This window comes from Jiella flava, from assembly GCF_017349315.1.
Lineage (GTDB): Bacteria > Pseudomonadota > Alphaproteobacteria > Rhizobiales > Rhizobiaceae > Jiella > Jiella flava.
This window is the reverse complement of the sequence record NZ_JAFMPP010000001.1, coordinates 258,173-272,875: the sequence shown is the minus strand read 5'-3', so window position 1 is coordinate 272,875 and position 14,703 is coordinate 258,173. Positions and strand designations below refer to the sequence as shown.

Genomic DNA, 14,703 nt, shown 5'->3' with positions numbered 1-14,703 from the left:
TCCGAGACATCGGAGTCGTGTGACAAGCCTGCCATCTGGCAGGCTTTGACGTTTTCAGGAGCTATCGAGAAAGGCGCTCTTCCAAGAGAGTAGACATCCATGGATAAGCCATCGCCAGACACCTCGCCACTCTACCAAACCTATGCACGGGCACCGCTTGCTTTCGAGCGCGGTGACGGCGTTTGGATCGAAACGCGCGATGGGCGACGCTTCATGGATCTGGCCGGCGGCATCGCGGTCAACCTTCTCGGGCATGCCCATCCGCATCTGGTGGCGGCGCTGACCGCTCAGGCGGAAAAGCTCTGGCATACCTCGAACCTCTTCGAGATTCCGGGCCAGACCCGGCTCGCCGAGCGGCTGACGGCCAACACGTTCGCCGATCGCGCCTTCTTCACCAATTCGGGCGCAGAAGCGCTGGAATGCGCGATCAAGACAGCGCGTCGCTATCAATATGTCTCAGGCCATCCGGAGCGCTATCGGATTATCACCTTCGAGGGTGCCTTCCACGGTCGGACATTGGCGACGATCGCCGCCGGCGGTCAGGCAAAATATCTCGAAGGCTTCGGCCCGAAGGTCGAGGGCTTCGACCAGCTGCCCTTCGGCGATGAGGCGGCTTTGCGGCAGGCGGCAGCCGGCCCCGAAGTGGCGGCGATCCTGATCGAGCCGATCCAGGGTGAGGGCGGCATTCGCGAGGTGCCGGCGGCGTTCTTGAAGCTCATTCGCGAGCTCTGCGAGGTGAACGGTCTGTTGCTCATTTATGACGAGGTGCAGACCGGTGTCGGGCGGACCGGCCGCTTCTACGCCTATCAGCACTCCGGTGTCGCGCCGGATATCATGGCGTCGGCCAAGGGCATCGGTGGCGGTTTTCCGCTTGGCGTGTGTCTTGCGACCGAGACCGCCGCGCAGGGCATGACGGCTGGAACCCATGGGACGACCTATGGCGGCAATCCGCTGGCCATGGCGGTCGGCAACGCCGTGCTCGACATCGTGCTTGAGGAGGGTTTCCTCGACGAGGTCTGCCGCAAGGCGCTGTTGTTCAAGCAGTCGCTTGCCTCGCTTGCCGACCGCTATCCGGATGTGATCGAGGCGATCCGTGGCGAAGGGCTGCTGATCGGCCTGAAGATGCGGGTTCCGAACACGGCGATGATCGCGGCGCTCCGCGACAGCGGCGTGCTATCGGCGCCGGCGGGGGACAATGTGGTCCGTCTTCTGCCGCCCCTGACCATGACCGTGGAGGAGATCCGCACAGCAATGGAGCGGATCGAGACTGCCGCTGCTGGGTTTTCCGTCCCGGCCGAGCGGGCCAGCGCATGAGATGACGATGAACACCCACGCCAATCCGCGCCATTTTCTGGACCTGTCGGCCGTCGCACCGGATGAGTTGCGGCTGATCATCGACGACGCCTGCCGGCGCAAATCGCTGCTGCCGGAGGGGGACAAGCCACTCGCCGGGAAGATGCTGGCGATGATCTTTGACAAGCCTTCGACCCGAACCCGCGTGTCCTTCGACGTTGCCATGCGCCAGCTCGGCGGCGAGACGCTGTTTTTGTCCGGCGCGGAGATGCAGCTTGGCCGCTCCGAGACCATCGCCGATACCGCCCGTGTCCTGTCGCGCTATGTCGACGCGATCATGATCCGCACCACCGCCCATGACCGGCTGTTGGAAATGGCCGAATATGCCACGGTGCCGGTGATCAACGGGCTGACCGACGACACGCATCCGTGCCAGATCATGGCCGATCTGATGACCTTCGAGGAAAAACGCGGCTCGGTGAAGGGCAAGGTCTTCGCCTGGTCGGGCGACGGCAACAATGTGCTCGCCTCCTTCGCCGAGGCTTCGGCGCGTTTCGATTTCGAACTGCGCATCGCCACCCCCGCCGGCTCCGATCTCGATGGCCGTTATATCGATTGGGCGCGCGGCGAGGGGGCGAAGATCGTGACCACGACCGATCCGGTGGAAGCGGTGAGCGGTGCCGATTGCGTCGTCACCGACACCTGGGTGTCGATGGGGCGCGAGGAACAGGCCCGCGGCCACAACGTCTTCATGCCCTATCAGGTGAATGAGCGGCTGATGGCCCATGCCAAGCCCGAGGCGCTGTTTATGCACTGCCTGCCCGCCCATCGCGGCGAAGAGGTCAGCGACGAGGTGATCGACGGATCGCAGTCGGTGGTCTTCGACGAGGCCGAAAACCGCTTGCACGCCCAAAAGGCGATCCTGGCCTGGTGTTTCGGTGAAGCTTCGGCACGAGCGCCGGCCCATGGCTGACGAAGGCCAGGTGTTGACGGCGGGCGCCCTCGCCGGCGACGACGCGGTCGTGCCTTTCGCGGTCGAGGTGCTCGACGCGCGCGGTCGCAGCGTCCAGCTCGGCCCGATGCTCGATCAGATCCTCGATCGCCACGCTTATCCTGAGCCGGTGTCACGGTTGCTCGCCGAGATGATCGTGCTCACCGTCCTGTTGGGCACCTCGTTGAAATTCGAGGGCAAGTTCATCGTCCAGACCCAGACCGACGGGCCGGTCGATCTCTTGGTCGTCGATTTTTCGACGCCGTCGAGCGTGCGCGCCTATGCGCGCTACGACGAAGCGGCGCTCGACGAGGCCGTCGCGGCGGGGCAGACGAGTCCGGAGCAGCTCTTGGGCAACGGCACCTTGGCGCTGACGGTCGATCAAGGGGCCTATACCCAGCGCTATCAGGGCATCGTCGAACTCAACGGCGCCGATATCGAGGCGGTGGCCGAGTCTTATTTTCGCCAGTCCGAACAGATCCCGACGACGGTCAAGCTCGCCGTCGCCAAGATCGCCCGGCGCGGCGAGGCAGGCTTTGTCGAGGGCTGGCGGGCCGGCGGTTTGATCGCCCAGTTTCTACCGGAGTCGCCTGAGCGCATGCGACTGCCGGATCTGCCCGGCGGCGACGTGCCCGAGGGCGCGGAGGACTACGAGGCGGGCGACGAATTCGACGACGCCTGGCTCGAGGTGCGGGCACTGGTCGACACGATCGAGGCGTCCGAACTCATCGATCCCGAGGTCGGTGTCGAGCGGCTGCTGTATCGCCTGTTCCATGAGCGTGGCGTGCGGGTGTTTCCGTCCGACCGGGTCATCGACGACTGCTCCTGCTCGCGCGAGCGGATCGGCAACGTTCTGTCGGGCTTTTCCGCCGAGGAGATCGAGGAAAGCATCGAGGACGGTGCGATCAAGGTCACCTGCGAATTCTGCGGCACGCTTTACGAGTTCGACCCCGCCGGATTTCGCGAGGGCTGATCAGTTGGGGCCGCTTTAATTGGAAAAATTATTGCGCTGCAGCATCGGCATTTTAGCTTGAATTCGTCGTTTCTCAACAAGCACAATACCGGCATTGTCCATCGACGCGAAAGTCGCGACATTTCAATCGCTGCTTCAAGATGATAAAAATCCGGCCTCAATCTTGGATTGGAGGTGGGGAATGGCTGGAAGGATTCGCGAACGTGATTTGCTGATACCCGCATTGCACGCGGCGGAGGCATCGCCGGGTGGCGAGATCACTACAGCGCGCTTAATTGAAGTGCTCACTGATGAATTTTGTCCGCAGGGAAAAGACGCAGAGATTATTGAAGGTCGACACGACACCTATTTCAGCCAGAAGGTTCGTAATCTCGTGTCTCATCGAGACGCCCGCACGAGCATATTTGCGAAGGGTTATGCGACGTATCATGCAGACAGTGAGTCAATTCGAATTACGGATGCTGGACGCGTGTTTTTATCTCAAGTCCCTACGGCGTAGCGACCTTTATATCCAGGCTTGAACCACTTGAGTTGTGTTTCAGATGGCGAATTCTTGTCCCAGACAAACCAAGCGTACGCAGTTGTTCCTGTTCCTTTTTGAATTGCCCCCACAGGATAGAATGTAATTCTTTCACTAAATACCCAGACTCGTGATGGCGGGGATTCGGAGAAAATAGTTCGTTGCCGATTTGCACCTTCCAAGAAAGCGAGTCGTAATAGTAACGCAAATTTCTTCCCGGATGCTCGAAGGCCCGACCGGACAAAACCTTCGGCCGCATTGTAGGGAGGGTTAGTTATAATGTTGTCCGATCTCCGACGGGTATCGAGAAAATCGATGCCTCTGTCTCCGTAACCTCTATCAAAGAGGTCAGAACTTATTACCCGACGGCTCGTCTGCTCAAGCACACTCGACATCGCGCCGTTGCCGCAAGCGCATTCCCATATTTCTCCGACGAAAGACTCGTTGTCGATGAGCGCGTATGTCGCCCATGCAGGTGTCGGAAAGAAATCCGGCCCATCGAGATCTGCAAAACGTTTCGCTGTCGGCTTAAACCCGCCGTTGAGGTTGTATGTCGCGTCCATGCTGAGACGGTAGCTGAATCGGATCGAACGGCAATAGCTTTGTAGTCTCAGTCAATTTATTTCTGCCTTTGCACCGACGATCCGACTCACGCGTGATTTCGATCAGTTCTGCAAGCCAGCATCATATCGTCCCGGCCACCTCCCCAGCATCCTTCGGTATCACGGTCTGCCTCGCGATCACGAGGGCGACGAGCGCGACTCCGATCAGGGTCGAGACCAGTTCCGGGGCGACGAGGAGCAGGGCGGCAATGGCGAGAAGCCAGCGTTCGGCCGTATAAAGCGGGCCGGCCAGCCAGCCGGCGAAGGCTGCCGACAGCGCCGTGATGCCGATGATCGTGCCGGTAAAGGCCAACGCGAAGGCGTGCCAGGTGAAGCCCTCGGTGACCAGCAGCAGCGACGGAGCGAAGACGAAGACGAAGGGCACCAGCGCCTTGCCCATCGACAGCCGGAAGGCCGTGTTGCCGGCCTTGAAGGGATTGGCATTGGCGATGCCCGCTCCGGCATAGGCGGCCAGGGCGACCGGCGGTGTTACGTCGGCGAGAACGCCATAATAAAAGACGAAGAAGTGGGCGACCAGCGGTGCGATGCCGAGCAGGCCGAGCACCGGGGCGGCGACCGAGACCATGATGATATAGGTCGCCGTCGTCGGAATGCCGCAGCCCATGACGATGCAGACGATGGCGGTCAAGAGCAGCGTGATCAGCAGCGTCAGCGTCGGCACGCCCATGATGTCGAAGGGAATGAACGGGGCGATGGCCGCGGCCCAGCCGCCGGCGGTCGAGGTCACCATATAGGCGATCTTGAAGGACACGCCGGTGAGCGTGACGACGCCGATGATGATGCCGACGGTGGCCGCCGCCGCGCCGACCGCCAAGGCATATTTCGCGCCCAGCACGAACGCGTCGAAGACGTCGCGCGGGGTGATCCGATTGAGCGGATTGACGAGGCCGATGACGATACAGGCCGTGATGCCCCAGAAGGCCGCGAGATAGGGCGTATAGCCCTCCATCAGGATGGCGATCAGAAGGATCAGCGGCACCACCGTCGGCCAGTCGCGCTTGAGGACGGCCGCGACCTTGGGCAGTTCCTCCTTGGTGAGGCCGCGCAGACCGAGGCGTTTGGCCTCCAGATGCACCTGCACCAGCACACCGAAGAAATGCATGAAGGCCGGCACGATCGCCGCGGTGATGATGGTCGTGTAGGAGACGCCGAGAAACTCGATCATGAGGAAGGCAGCCGCGCCCATCACCGGCGGGGTGATCTGGCCGCCGGTCGACGCGGCTGCCTCGACGGCAGCGGCGAAATGCCGTGGATAGCCGATCCGGATCATCGCCGGAATGGTCAGCGACCCGGTGGTGACGGTGTTGGCGATCGAGGAGCCGGAAATCGAGCCGAGCAGCGCCGAGGAGAACACCGACACCTTGGCCGGGCCCCCGGAAAAGCGTCCGGCCAGTGCCGAGGCGAGATCGATGAACAGTCGGCCGAGGCCGATCCGCGTCGCCAGAACGCCGAACAGCACGAAATGGAAGACATAGGTGGCCACGACCCCGACCGGCAGGCCATAGATGCCCTGGCTGGTCAGATAGAGATGGTTGACCAGCGTCGGCCAGTCGGCGCCGGGATGGACGAGGACGCCGGGCGCATAGCGGCCGAAAATTCCGTAGGCCATGACGGCGATGGCGATCGCCGCCAGCGGCCAGCCCATGGAGCGGCGCGTCGCCTCCAAAAGGACAACGATGAGGATGGTGCCCATGACGACGTCGATGGGCAGCGGATTGCCGACCCGGAACGCGAGATCGTCGAAAATGTAGGGAACGTAGAGCGCTGACACCACGGCCGCGATGGCGAAGAGCCAGTCGATCAGCGGCAGGCCGAGGGGGCGCAGCCAGGACGACGGGTAGAGCTTCTCCTGCCCCTTCGGTGTCGCCGCGAAAACGATGAAAATCAGCGACAAGACGAAGGCGAGATGGACGCCGCGATGGGTGACCTCGCGCAAGAGACCGAAGCCGGCCGTGTAGTAGTGGAACAGGGACAGCGAAAACAAGAGCAGCGACGCGATGAAGGCCGCCCCCTTGCCGAGCGGACGGAAGCGCACCTCGGGGTCGAAGTGCTCTTCAAGTTCCTTGCTTTTCTGCTGATCGAAGGTGGCGGTCTCGGTCATGGGCTCGCACGACATTGCGGGGCGCCATGAGCGCGCCGTGGCTGCGGGACGACGTGTGGCCGCCGGCTGGACGATGCTGGCGGCCGCTTGTCGACGGGCTTATTTCGATGGCTTGATGCCGACTTCGTCGTAGAATTTCTTGGCGCCCGGATGCAGCGGGATGGCGACGCCGTTGAGGGCCGTCTTCAGGGTGATTTCCTTGCCCTTGGCGTGGCCGGCATCGAGCAGCTTGCGAGTGTTTTCATTCCACAGCGCCTTGGTGATCTGATAGATCAGCTCTTCCGGCTGGTCCGCGCTCGTCACCCACTGGGCGCCGACCGAGAGGGTCTTCACGTCGCCGCTCTGGCCGTCATAAGTGCCGGCCGGGATCGTGTTCTCGGCGAAGAACGGGTACTGGCCCATCACCTTCTGGGCGCCCTCGCCATTGATCGGCACGATGGTGATCGGCGTGTTGGAGGCGAGTTCGACGATCGCGCCCGCGGGAAAGCCGCCGACGAAGAAGAAGGCGTCCATGGCGCCGTCACGCATGCGATCGGCGGCCTGGTTGGGCTTGAGATATTCCGGCTCGATGTCCTTTTCGGTGATGCCGTAGGCTGCGAGGATCAGCCGGGCGTCGACCAGCGTGCCGGAGCCCGGCTCGTCGAGCGAAACGCGCTTCCCCTTCAGATCGGCGACCGACTTGATGCCGGAGTTCTTGCTGGCGACGAGATGGATGCTTTCCGGATAGAGATTGGCGATCGCCCGCAGCTTTTCGACCTTGCCCTTGCCATCGAAGACGCCCGTGCCGGTCTGCGCCCAATAGGCGACGTCCGACTGGGAGAAACCGGATTCGATGGTGCCGGAGCCGATCGCATTCACATTGGCGACCGAGCCGTTGGACGCGATGGCGGTGGCGACCAGGCCCGGGACGCCGCAGCTGCCACCCTCGGCGCAGGTGCGCGAGCCCGGCGGGTTGGAAATGGCGTTGGCCAGAAGGCCGCCGATCGGAAAATAGGTGCCCGCCGTGCCGCCCGTCGCGATGCGGAAGAATTTCATGTCCTGAGCCAGGGAGCCACCAACGGCGAGGGTGCCGAGGGTGATGGCGGCGCCGGCGGCGATCAGTGTCGCCTTCAGGGAAAATCGCATGGGCGTGTCCTTTGCTGTCGAAGGGCAGAAACGTGATGGAGTGGAAGCATAGCCAGCAATGTGGACCGCCGAAAGCCTGGATTAATTTTTCTGTAATGTTTCGTCGCGGGATATCCCCGACCGATTGCCTGCACGTCTGCATCGGCTTCGGGGGCTTGCCGGATTGCGCGGCCCGCAACGCCATCGCTGAACGAAAACGGCCCGCCTCGACATTGAAGCGGGCCGCTTTGAACACGCGGCGATGCCGAGGATGCGCGGTCAGACGTAGCCGTGGGTGCGCAGATAGTCGATCACCTGATTGGCGAGGTCCTCAGGCGCCGCCATGCCGCCGGCCAAGCTGATCTCCGGCCGCTCGGGCGGCTCATAGGGGCTGTCGATGCCGGTGAAATTCTTGATCCGGCCTTCGCGGGCCTTCTTGTAGAGACCTTTCGGATCGCGCTTCTCGGCGACATGCAACGGCGTGTCGACGAACACCTCGATGAATTCGCCGGGCTCCAGCAATTCGCGCGCCAAGAGCCGTTCCGAACGGAAGGGCGAGATGAAGGAGCACAGGACGATGACGCCGGCATCGACGAACAGGCGCGCGGTTTCGGCGACGCGGCGGATATTCTCGACGCGATCCGCCTCGGTGAAGCCGAGGTCGCGGTTGAGACCGTGGCGAACATTGTCGCCGTCGAGCAGATAGGTGTGCTTGCCCATCGCGAAGAGCCGCTTTTCGACGAGGTTGGCGACCGTCGACTTGCCCGCGCCGGACAGGCCGGTGAACCAGATCGCCGCCGGGCGTTGGCCCATCGCCTCGCCGCGGCGCTGCTTGTCGAGATCGACCGCCTGCCAGTGGATATTGGAGGCGCGGCGAAGGGCGAAGTCGATCATGCCCGCGCCGACCGTCAGATTGGTCAGGCGGTCGATGACGATGAAGCCGCCGGTCGCGGGGTTGCCGGCATAGGCGTCGAAGGCGATCGGCTCGCGGAAGGAGATGTTCGCGACCGAGACCTCGTTCAGCGCCACCTCCTTGGCTGCCAGACGCTGGAAGCTATTGACGTCGACCTTGTACTTGATCTCGGTGACCGAGCCCGAGACCGTCTTGCAGCCGATCTTGAAGAGATAGTTGCGGCCGGGGATCAGCGGCTCGTCATGCATCCAGATGAGATGGGCCGAGAACTGATCGGCGACCTCCGGTCGCTGATCGGCGTCACACAACAGATCGCCGCGCGAAATGTCGATCTCGTCGGCAAGCGTGATGGTGACCGCTTCGCCGGCGACCGCCCGGGGTTTTTCGCCATCGAAGGTGACGATCGACTTGACCGTGCTGGTGCGCCCGGAACTGGCCACGACGAGCGTCTCGCCGACCGACACAATGCCGCTGGCCAGCGTGCCGGAATAGCCGCGAAAGTCGAGATTAGGGCGGTTGACCCATTGCACCGGAAAGCGCATCGCCCGTTCGCTCTCGGAGCCTCGCACCTCCACGGTCTCGATATGCTCAAGCAGCGTCGGGCCGCGATACCAGGACAGATTGTCGCCGCGCTGGGTGACGTTGTCGCCGAAGCGCGCCGAGAGCGGGATTGGCTGGATCGAGGTGAAGGCAAGCTCGCGGGCGACGGAATGATAATCCGCCAGGATCGTCTCGAACACCGCCTCGGAGTAGCCGACGAGGTCGATCTTGTTGATCGCCAGGACGACGTTTTTTATGCCAAGCAGGGAGGCAATATAGGAGTGGCGCCGGGTTTGGGTCAGAACGCCCTTGCGAGCGTCGATCAGGATCACCGCGAGATCGGCGTTGGACGCCCCCGTCGCCATGTTGCGGGTATATTGCTCGTGGCCCGGCGTGTCGGCGACGATGAATTTGCGCTTCTCGGTGGCAAAGAACCGATAGGCGACGTCGATGGTGATGCCCTGTTCGCGCTCGGCTTCGAGACCGTCCATCAAGAGGGCGAAGTCGATGTCCTCGCCGACCGTGCCGTGCTTGACGGAATCCTTCTGCAAGGCCGCCAGCTGGTCTTCGAACAAGAGCTTGGTGTCGTAAAGTAGCCGGCCGATCAGCGTCGACTTGCCGTCATCCACAGAGCCGCAGGTGAGGAAGCGCAGAAGATCCTTGCGCTCCTGGCGCGCGAGGTAGTCGGCGAAGGCCGCGGGGTCGAATGCGTCCATCAGAAATAGCCCTCCCGCTTTTTCTTCTCCATCGACCCGGCCTCGTCATGGTCGATCAGCCGGCCGGAGCGTTCGGAGGTCCGGGCGATCAGCATTTCGTGGACGATCTCGGGCAGGGTGGCCGCCGGTGACTCCATCGCCGCCGTCAACGGATAGCAGCCGAGGGTGCGGAAGCGGATCATGCGCATTTCCGGTTCCTCGCCGGGGGCAAGCGGCAACCGCTCGTCGTCGACCATGATCAGCTGGCCGTCGCGATGCACCACCGGGCGTTTGGCCGCGAAGTAGAGCGGCACGATCGGGATCTGCTCTTTCAGGATGTACTGCCAGATATCGAGCTCGGTCCAGTTCGACAGCGGGAAGGCCCGGATCGACTCTCCCTTGCGGACGCGGGCATTGTAGAGGTTCCACAATTCCGGCCGCTGGTTCTTCGGGTCCCAGCCGTTGTTTTCGTTGCGGAACGAGAAGATTCGCTCCTTGGCCCGGCTCTTTTCCTCGTCGCGCCGGGCGCCGCCGAAAGCCGCGTCGAAGCCATATCGGGTCAGGGCTTGCTTCAAAGCGTCGGTCTTCATGATCGTCGTATAGACCGATGAGCCATGGGTGAATGGTGTGACACCCTGCTTGACGCCCTCCTGATTGGTCTGAACGATCAGGTCCATCCGCGCATCCTTGGCGGCCTGATCGCGAAAGGTGATCATCTCCCTGAACTTCCAGGTCGTGTCGACATGCAAGAGCGGGAAGGGCGGCGGCGAGGGATAGAAGGCTTTCTTCGCGAGATGCAGCATGACCGACGAATCCTTGCCGATCGAATAGAGCATCACCGGATTGTGGAACTCGGCGGCGACCTCCCGCAGAATGTGGATCGATTCCGCTTCCAGGCGCTGAAGATGGGTGAGCTCGGCGGCTTGCATGGCTGGCGATTGCGGCATGAGGCGATCAGTCTTTGCTGGTGCTGGTGCTGGTGCTGGGACGGGCAACGGCATGGCGGGCGCCCTCGGTCGTTGATGAAAACAAGCCGCGTTCAGCCGGCATCTTCGGCCAGTCTAACGGCGAGAACCGGATCGGCGAAGGCGACGAAATGCGGGTTAGCAAAATCGACGTCGTCGGCCTGCCGGCGTTTGCCGTAGCGCAGCGGCTGGCCGTCAAGGCTGGTGACGCGGCCGCCTGCCGCCCGCAGCACCGCGTCGCCCGCCGCCGTGTCCCATTCCATCGTGCGGCCAAGCCGTGGGTAGATGTCGGCTTCGCCCTCGGCCACGAGGCAGAATTTCAAGGACGAGCCGCGCGAGACGAAACGCTCGACCGTGTAGCGCTCCAGCCAGGCTTCGGTGGCGGCCGAGCCATGCAAGCGGCTGCCGACGGCAACGAGGCTTGTCGGCGCCGGGCGGGTCGTGATCGCCCGGCGCCGACCGAGCCCGCCGTCCGTGACGCTGGCGGTGAAGGCGCCATCGGCCTCAGATCCGGCCCAGAGCCGGTCGAGGGCGGGGGCATAGACCACGCCGGCGGTCGGCACGCCGTTTTCGACGAGCGCGATATTGACGGTGAAGTCGCCGTTGCGATTGACGAATTCCTTGGTCCCGTCGAGCGGATCGACGAGGAACAGCCGCGTCGCCTCGGCCGGGATGTCGCCGGCCGAGACCGCCTCCTCGGCGACGATGACGACATCCGGCGCAAGGGCGGCCAGAAGCGGCTTCATCACCGCTTCGCAACGGATGTCGGCCTCGGTGACGGGCGAGGCGTCGGCCTTGGTCGCGGCCTCGAAATCCGTTTTGTAGATGTTGAGAACTTCCGCGCCGCCCTTCAGCGCAATGGCGATGAGATCGGAAAGGAACACGGCTGACTCTCTCGTCTGGCTGATCGCGGGACGTTTGGCCGCCCTCGTCGCGGACAAGGTTGGATCATGCCGCCTTTACACCGGCAAGTCGCCCTCTCCCTTTGGCCTATAGCATCGGCTCGAAAATCGGAATCGCTTTTCGGACCGCGCAATGCGGAGAATCAGTCGGAGCGCGCGTCCCTTGCGCGTTTCGTCGGACGCTCGGCGCGCGAGGCACAAGGGATAGCCAACGGGCGCGCGGGCGCACCTCGATCAGTCGGGCGCCAAGCCGTTCTAAGGTCCTGTCACACGTCTCACCGCCGTCCCGCCCGGCCTTTTCCAGCAGGGACAAGCGCGGAGGCGATCGCATGCCGTATCGCCATGCCGGTCGGAACCGGGCGACGACCGGCGGATGACGCATGGACGCCGTCGAAACGAGAGTCCTCACAATTCCCGCCACCGCATGGGCGCCGCCCATTCACCTAGGGAAGGGTAATGTAACCATAAATGGCATTCTGCACGCGATCACGACTTTCGCAATTGATTCTGTGACTTTTTAAAAATAGGCTTTTTGTGGGCGCATTGACGGCAAATCTATGTTTGCGGGAGTTTTATCATGAAGTTTGGTTGGATCCTTGCGGCCGTTGTCGCCGCGTGTTTTTTCATGGTGTCCGAAGCCGAGGCGGGGCTCGTCGCCCGGGTCGATCTTTCGTCCCAGACGCTGACGGTGATCCAGGATGGCGAAATCATGTATCGCTGGCCGGTTTCGACGGCGCGCCGCGGCTATCGCACACCGACCGGATCCTGGCGTCCCAAACGCCTTCAGCGCATGTGGTATTCGCGCAAATACGATATGTCGCCGATGCCCTATTCGGTGTTCTACAATGGCGGCTATGCGATCCATGGCACCGGCGCGATCAGCCGGCTCGGCCGGCCGGCTTCCCATGGCTGCGTGCGTCTGCATCCCGCCAACGCCCGGACGTTTTATGGCCTTGTCCGAATGAACGGGATCGGCAACACGCGGATTGTGGTCCAGCGCTGACGCCCGATCGGCCCACCGGATCGCGCGGTGCAAGACGGAGACGCGATAGGCGTCAGGCCTTGGCTCTGCGCTTCTTGCGTTTCTTGCGTCGGTTCCAGCGGTCGTGGAACCACATCCACTGTTCGGGATGCTCACGCACCCAGCCTTCGACGACGTCGTTGAGGGCCTGGCAGCCCGCCTCAATGTCGATCGCTCCGGAGGCGTCGCGCGGCAGCTCCAGCCGGGGTTGGAGTTCCAGCCGGTAGCGCCCGCCCGGCAGGCGGATGCAGCGCGCCGGATAGACCTCGGCGTCATATTGGCGCGCGAGTTTCGGCAAAAGCGGATTGGTGCGGCACGGCAGCCCGAAGAAGCGGGTGTCGACGCCTTTGCGGAATTTCTGGTCGACCAGCATGCCGACCGAGCCGCCACCCTTCAGGATGCCGGCGAGGGACCAGACCGCGCCGGCCTTGGATGGGATCAGATGGCCGCCGGCGGTGCGGCGGGCCGCCTGCACCCGCTTGGCGACATAAACGTTGTTCGGCTGGCGGAAGAGGGCGGTGAATTCGAGCCCATAGGCGGCGGCGCCGATCGGCAGCAACTCGAAACAGCCCAGATGTCCGGTGAAGAAGATGAACGGACCTTTGCGCTCGCGCAGCTCGATGAAGGTCTCGACGCCGGCAACCTCGATGCGGCCTTCGTTTGGCCGCTCCGGATCGAAGTCGAAGAGATCGTCGAGATAGACGAATTCGGCGGCGATCCGACCCATCTGTCCCCAATTCGCCTTCGCCGTCGCGTCGATCCATGCCGCGTCCTTGGCGGGAAAGGCGCGGGCGAGGTTGTCTTTCGCCAGCTGATGGCGTGAGGAGAGGGGGCCGAGCAATCTCGCGGCGGAATCGGCAAAGACCAGGCCCTTGTCAGCGGGAAAAATCCGCAGCACCCGCAAGACGCCGAACAGTGTCTTCGCGATGATCAGATCGCCCGCGCGCTTGGCGCGAAGGGCGAATTTCAACAGCCGCGGATTCATGCGGCGGCAGCGCCGTCGGCCTGTTTGTCGAGCCGCAGGATGATCTTGCCGAAGACCTCGCGGGCCTCCATGCGCTTCAGCGCCAGGTCGATCTCATCGAAGCCGATTTCGGTGTCGATCACCGGGTGAACGAGGCCACGCGCCATCTTTTCCATGGCGTTGGCCATGTTCTCCATGCGGCAGCCGAAGGAGCCGAAGAGCTTCAACTGCTGCTGAAACAGCTGCATCAGATTGATCTGGGTGGACACGCCCGAGGTCGACCCGCAAGTGACCAGCCGGCCGCCCCGCTTCATGCACAGCATCGACCCCGCCCAGGTGTCGGCCCCGACATGTTCGAAGACGACGTCGACGCCCTTCTTCTTGGTCAGCTTCCGGGTCACGCCCTCGAACCGATCGACCCGGTAGTTGATCACGTGATCGGCGCCGAGGGCCTTGGCCTTTTCGGCCTTGTCGTCCGAGCCGACGGTGGTGATCACCGTGCAGCCGAGCCGCTTGGCGAGCTGGATCGCCGCCGAGCCGATGCCGGAGCCGCCGGCATGAACGAGGATCGTCTCGCCGGGCTGAAGCTTGGCATTGTCGAACAGCATGTGCTCGACCGTGCCGAAGGTGACCGGGGCCAGCGCTGCGCCCACCGCATCGCAGCCCGGAGGCGCCGGGACCAGCAGACGGGCCGGGACATTGATCTTCTCCTGGGCAAAGCCATCGAGATGAAAGCCGTGCACGCCGCCGACATGTTCGCACAGATTGTCGCGTCCGGCGCGGCAGTGAAGGCACAGGCCGCAGGTGCGGGCGCCATAGATCGAGACGAGCTGGCCGGGCAGCACACTGGCGACGCCCGGACCGATCGCCTCGACGACGCCGGAGGCTTCGGCGCCGACGGTCAGCGGCAGCTTGCGCTTGGCGAAGGCCATGCCGCGCCAGCCCCAGACGTCGATATGGTTGAGCGCCACCGCGGCGATCTTGAGCGTGACCTCTCCGGCCTCCGGCGCGGGCGGCGGGGGAATGTCGACGGCGCGAAGATCCCGGTCGGCGACGAGTTGCAATGCGCGCATGAGGGGCAAGCCTTGGCTGCTGGTC

The 14,703-nt window shown here is 63.3% G+C and carries 13 protein-coding genes; 5 read left to right on the top strand and 8 right to left on the bottom strand.

All coding sequences use genetic code 11. The features are described 5' to 3' along the window. The first annotated feature begins 99 nt into the window (after positions 1-99). The 4 genes from J1C48_RS01245 (at position 100) to J1C48_RS01230 (ending at position 3,756) form a co-directional block, all read left to right on the top strand. Entirely contained in the window at positions 100-1,314 is a 1,215-nt protein-coding gene (locus tag J1C48_RS01245) for an aspartate aminotransferase family protein (protein WP_207255831.1), read from the top strand. Between the two features lie 7 nt (positions 1,315-1,321). Beyond that, on the top strand, positions 1,322-2,266 hold the full coding sequence (gene argF / locus J1C48_RS01240) for an ornithine carbamoyltransferase (RefSeq protein ID WP_207256112.1): 945 nt from the start codon (positions 1,322-1,324) through the stop codon (positions 2,264-2,266). Further along, positions 2,259-3,257 carry an Hsp33 family molecular chaperone gene (locus J1C48_RS01235; protein ID WP_207255830.1) on the top strand — a complete coding sequence of 333 codons (999 nt, stop codon included), beginning with the start codon at positions 2,259-2,261 and terminating at the stop codon, positions 3,255-3,257. Before argF ends, J1C48_RS01235 begins: the two co-directional genes overlap by 8 nt. A 94-nt stretch (positions 3,258-3,351) precedes the next feature. Further along, positions 3,352-3,756 (top strand): hypothetical protein, encoded by a 405-nt coding sequence (locus tag J1C48_RS01230; protein ID WP_207255829.1) that lies wholly within the window; start codon positions 3,352-3,354, stop codon positions 3,754-3,756. Here the strand turns inward: J1C48_RS01230 and J1C48_RS01225 are convergent. From J1C48_RS01225 to cysQ, 6 genes are all read right to left on the bottom strand, one after another. Next, on the bottom strand, positions 3,738-4,340 hold the full coding sequence (locus J1C48_RS01225) for a hypothetical protein (RefSeq protein ID WP_207255828.1): 603 nt from the start codon (positions 4,338-4,340) through the stop codon (positions 3,738-3,740). The two genes, J1C48_RS01230 and J1C48_RS01225, sit on opposite strands and share 19 nt — an antisense overlap. Before the next feature lie 121 nt (positions 4,341-4,461). Then, the gene (locus tag J1C48_RS01220) at positions 4,462-6,501 is read right to left on the bottom strand and encodes a TRAP transporter permease (protein ID WP_231081512.1); all 2,040 of its coding nucleotides are present in this window, start codon (positions 6,499-6,501) and stop codon (positions 4,462-4,464) included. Between the two features lie 99 nt (positions 6,502-6,600). After that, positions 6,601-7,626 (bottom strand): TAXI family TRAP transporter solute-binding subunit, encoded by a 1,026-nt coding sequence (locus J1C48_RS01215; protein ID WP_207255826.1) that lies wholly within the window; start codon positions 7,624-7,626, stop codon positions 6,601-6,603. A gap of 258 nt (positions 7,627-7,884) precedes the next feature. Beyond that, positions 7,885-9,774 carry a sulfate adenylyltransferase subunit CysN gene (gene cysN, locus J1C48_RS01210; protein ID WP_207255825.1) on the bottom strand — a complete coding sequence of 630 codons (1,890 nt, stop codon included), beginning with the start codon at positions 9,772-9,774 and terminating at the stop codon, positions 7,885-7,887. Next, complete coding sequence (gene cysD, locus J1C48_RS01205) at positions 9,774-10,700, bottom strand: sulfate adenylyltransferase subunit CysD (protein ID WP_231081511.1); 927 nt, start codon at positions 10,698-10,700, stop codon at positions 9,774-9,776. The genes cysN and cysD overlap by 1 nt, the downstream gene beginning before the upstream one ends. Positions 10,701-10,792: 92 nt before the next feature. Then, positions 10,793-11,602, bottom strand: a complete 810-nt coding sequence (cysQ, locus tag J1C48_RS01200) for a 3'(2'),5'-bisphosphate nucleotidase CysQ (RefSeq protein ID WP_207255824.1) — start codon at positions 11,600-11,602, stop codon at positions 10,793-10,795. Between the two features lie 595 nt (positions 11,603-12,197). Here cysQ and J1C48_RS01195 point away from each other — a divergent pair. Next, the gene (locus tag J1C48_RS01195; protein WP_207255823.1) at positions 12,198-12,623 is read left to right on the top strand and encodes a L,D-transpeptidase; all 426 of its coding nucleotides are present in this window, start codon (positions 12,198-12,200) and stop codon (positions 12,621-12,623) included. A 52-nt stretch (positions 12,624-12,675) separates the two neighbouring features. Here the strand turns inward: J1C48_RS01195 and J1C48_RS01190 are convergent, their stop codons facing one another. Then, positions 12,676-13,626 (bottom strand): lipid A biosynthesis lauroyl acyltransferase, encoded by a 951-nt coding sequence (locus J1C48_RS01190; RefSeq protein WP_207255822.1) that lies wholly within the window; start codon positions 13,624-13,626, stop codon positions 12,676-12,678. After that, positions 13,623-14,678 (bottom strand): zinc-binding dehydrogenase, encoded by a 1,056-nt coding sequence (locus J1C48_RS01185; protein ID WP_207255821.1) that lies wholly within the window; start codon positions 14,676-14,678, stop codon positions 13,623-13,625. The genes J1C48_RS01190 and J1C48_RS01185 overlap by 4 nt, the downstream gene beginning before the upstream one ends. Positions 14,679-14,703: the final 25 nt, after the last annotated feature.

What these genes read in the sequence shown, in the direction of transcription:
- J1C48_RS01245 (WP_207255831.1), top strand. Translation starts at nt 100, where the DNA reads ATGGATAAGCCATCGCCAGACACCTCGCCACTCTACCAAACCTATGCA.
- argF (WP_207256112.1), top strand. Translation starts at nt 1,322, where the DNA reads ATGAACACCCACGCCAATCCGCGCCATTTTCTGGACCTGTCGGCCGTC.
- J1C48_RS01235 (WP_207255830.1), top strand. Translation starts at nt 2,259, where the DNA reads ATGGCTGACGAAGGCCAGGTGTTGACGGCGGGCGCCCTCGCCGGCGAC.
- J1C48_RS01225 (WP_207255828.1), bottom strand. Translation starts at nt 4,340, where the DNA reads ATGGACGCGACATACAACCTCAACGGCGGGTTTAAGCCGACAGCGAAA.
- J1C48_RS01220 (WP_231081512.1), bottom strand. Translation starts at nt 6,501, where the DNA reads ATGACCGAGACCGCCACCTTCGATCAGCAGAAAAGCAAGGAACTTGAA.
- J1C48_RS01215 (WP_207255826.1), bottom strand. Translation starts at nt 7,626, where the DNA reads ATGCGATTTTCCCTGAAGGCGACACTGATCGCCGCCGGCGCCGCCATC.
- cysN (WP_207255825.1), bottom strand. Translation starts at nt 9,774, where the DNA reads ATGGACGCATTCGACCCCGCGGCCTTCGCCGACTACCTCGCGCGCCAG.
- cysD (WP_231081511.1), bottom strand. Translation starts at nt 10,700, where the DNA reads ATGCCGCAATCGCCAGCCATGCAAGCCGCCGAGCTCACCCATCTTCAG.
- J1C48_RS01195 (WP_207255823.1), top strand. Translation starts at nt 12,198, where the DNA reads ATGAAGTTTGGTTGGATCCTTGCGGCCGTTGTCGCCGCGTGTTTTTTC.
- J1C48_RS01190 (WP_207255822.1), bottom strand. Translation starts at nt 13,626, where the DNA reads ATGAATCCGCGGCTGTTGAAATTCGCCCTTCGCGCCAAGCGCGCGGGC.
- J1C48_RS01185 (WP_207255821.1), bottom strand. Translation starts at nt 14,678, where the DNA reads ATGCGCGCATTGCAACTCGTCGCCGACCGGGATCTTCGCGCCGTCGAC.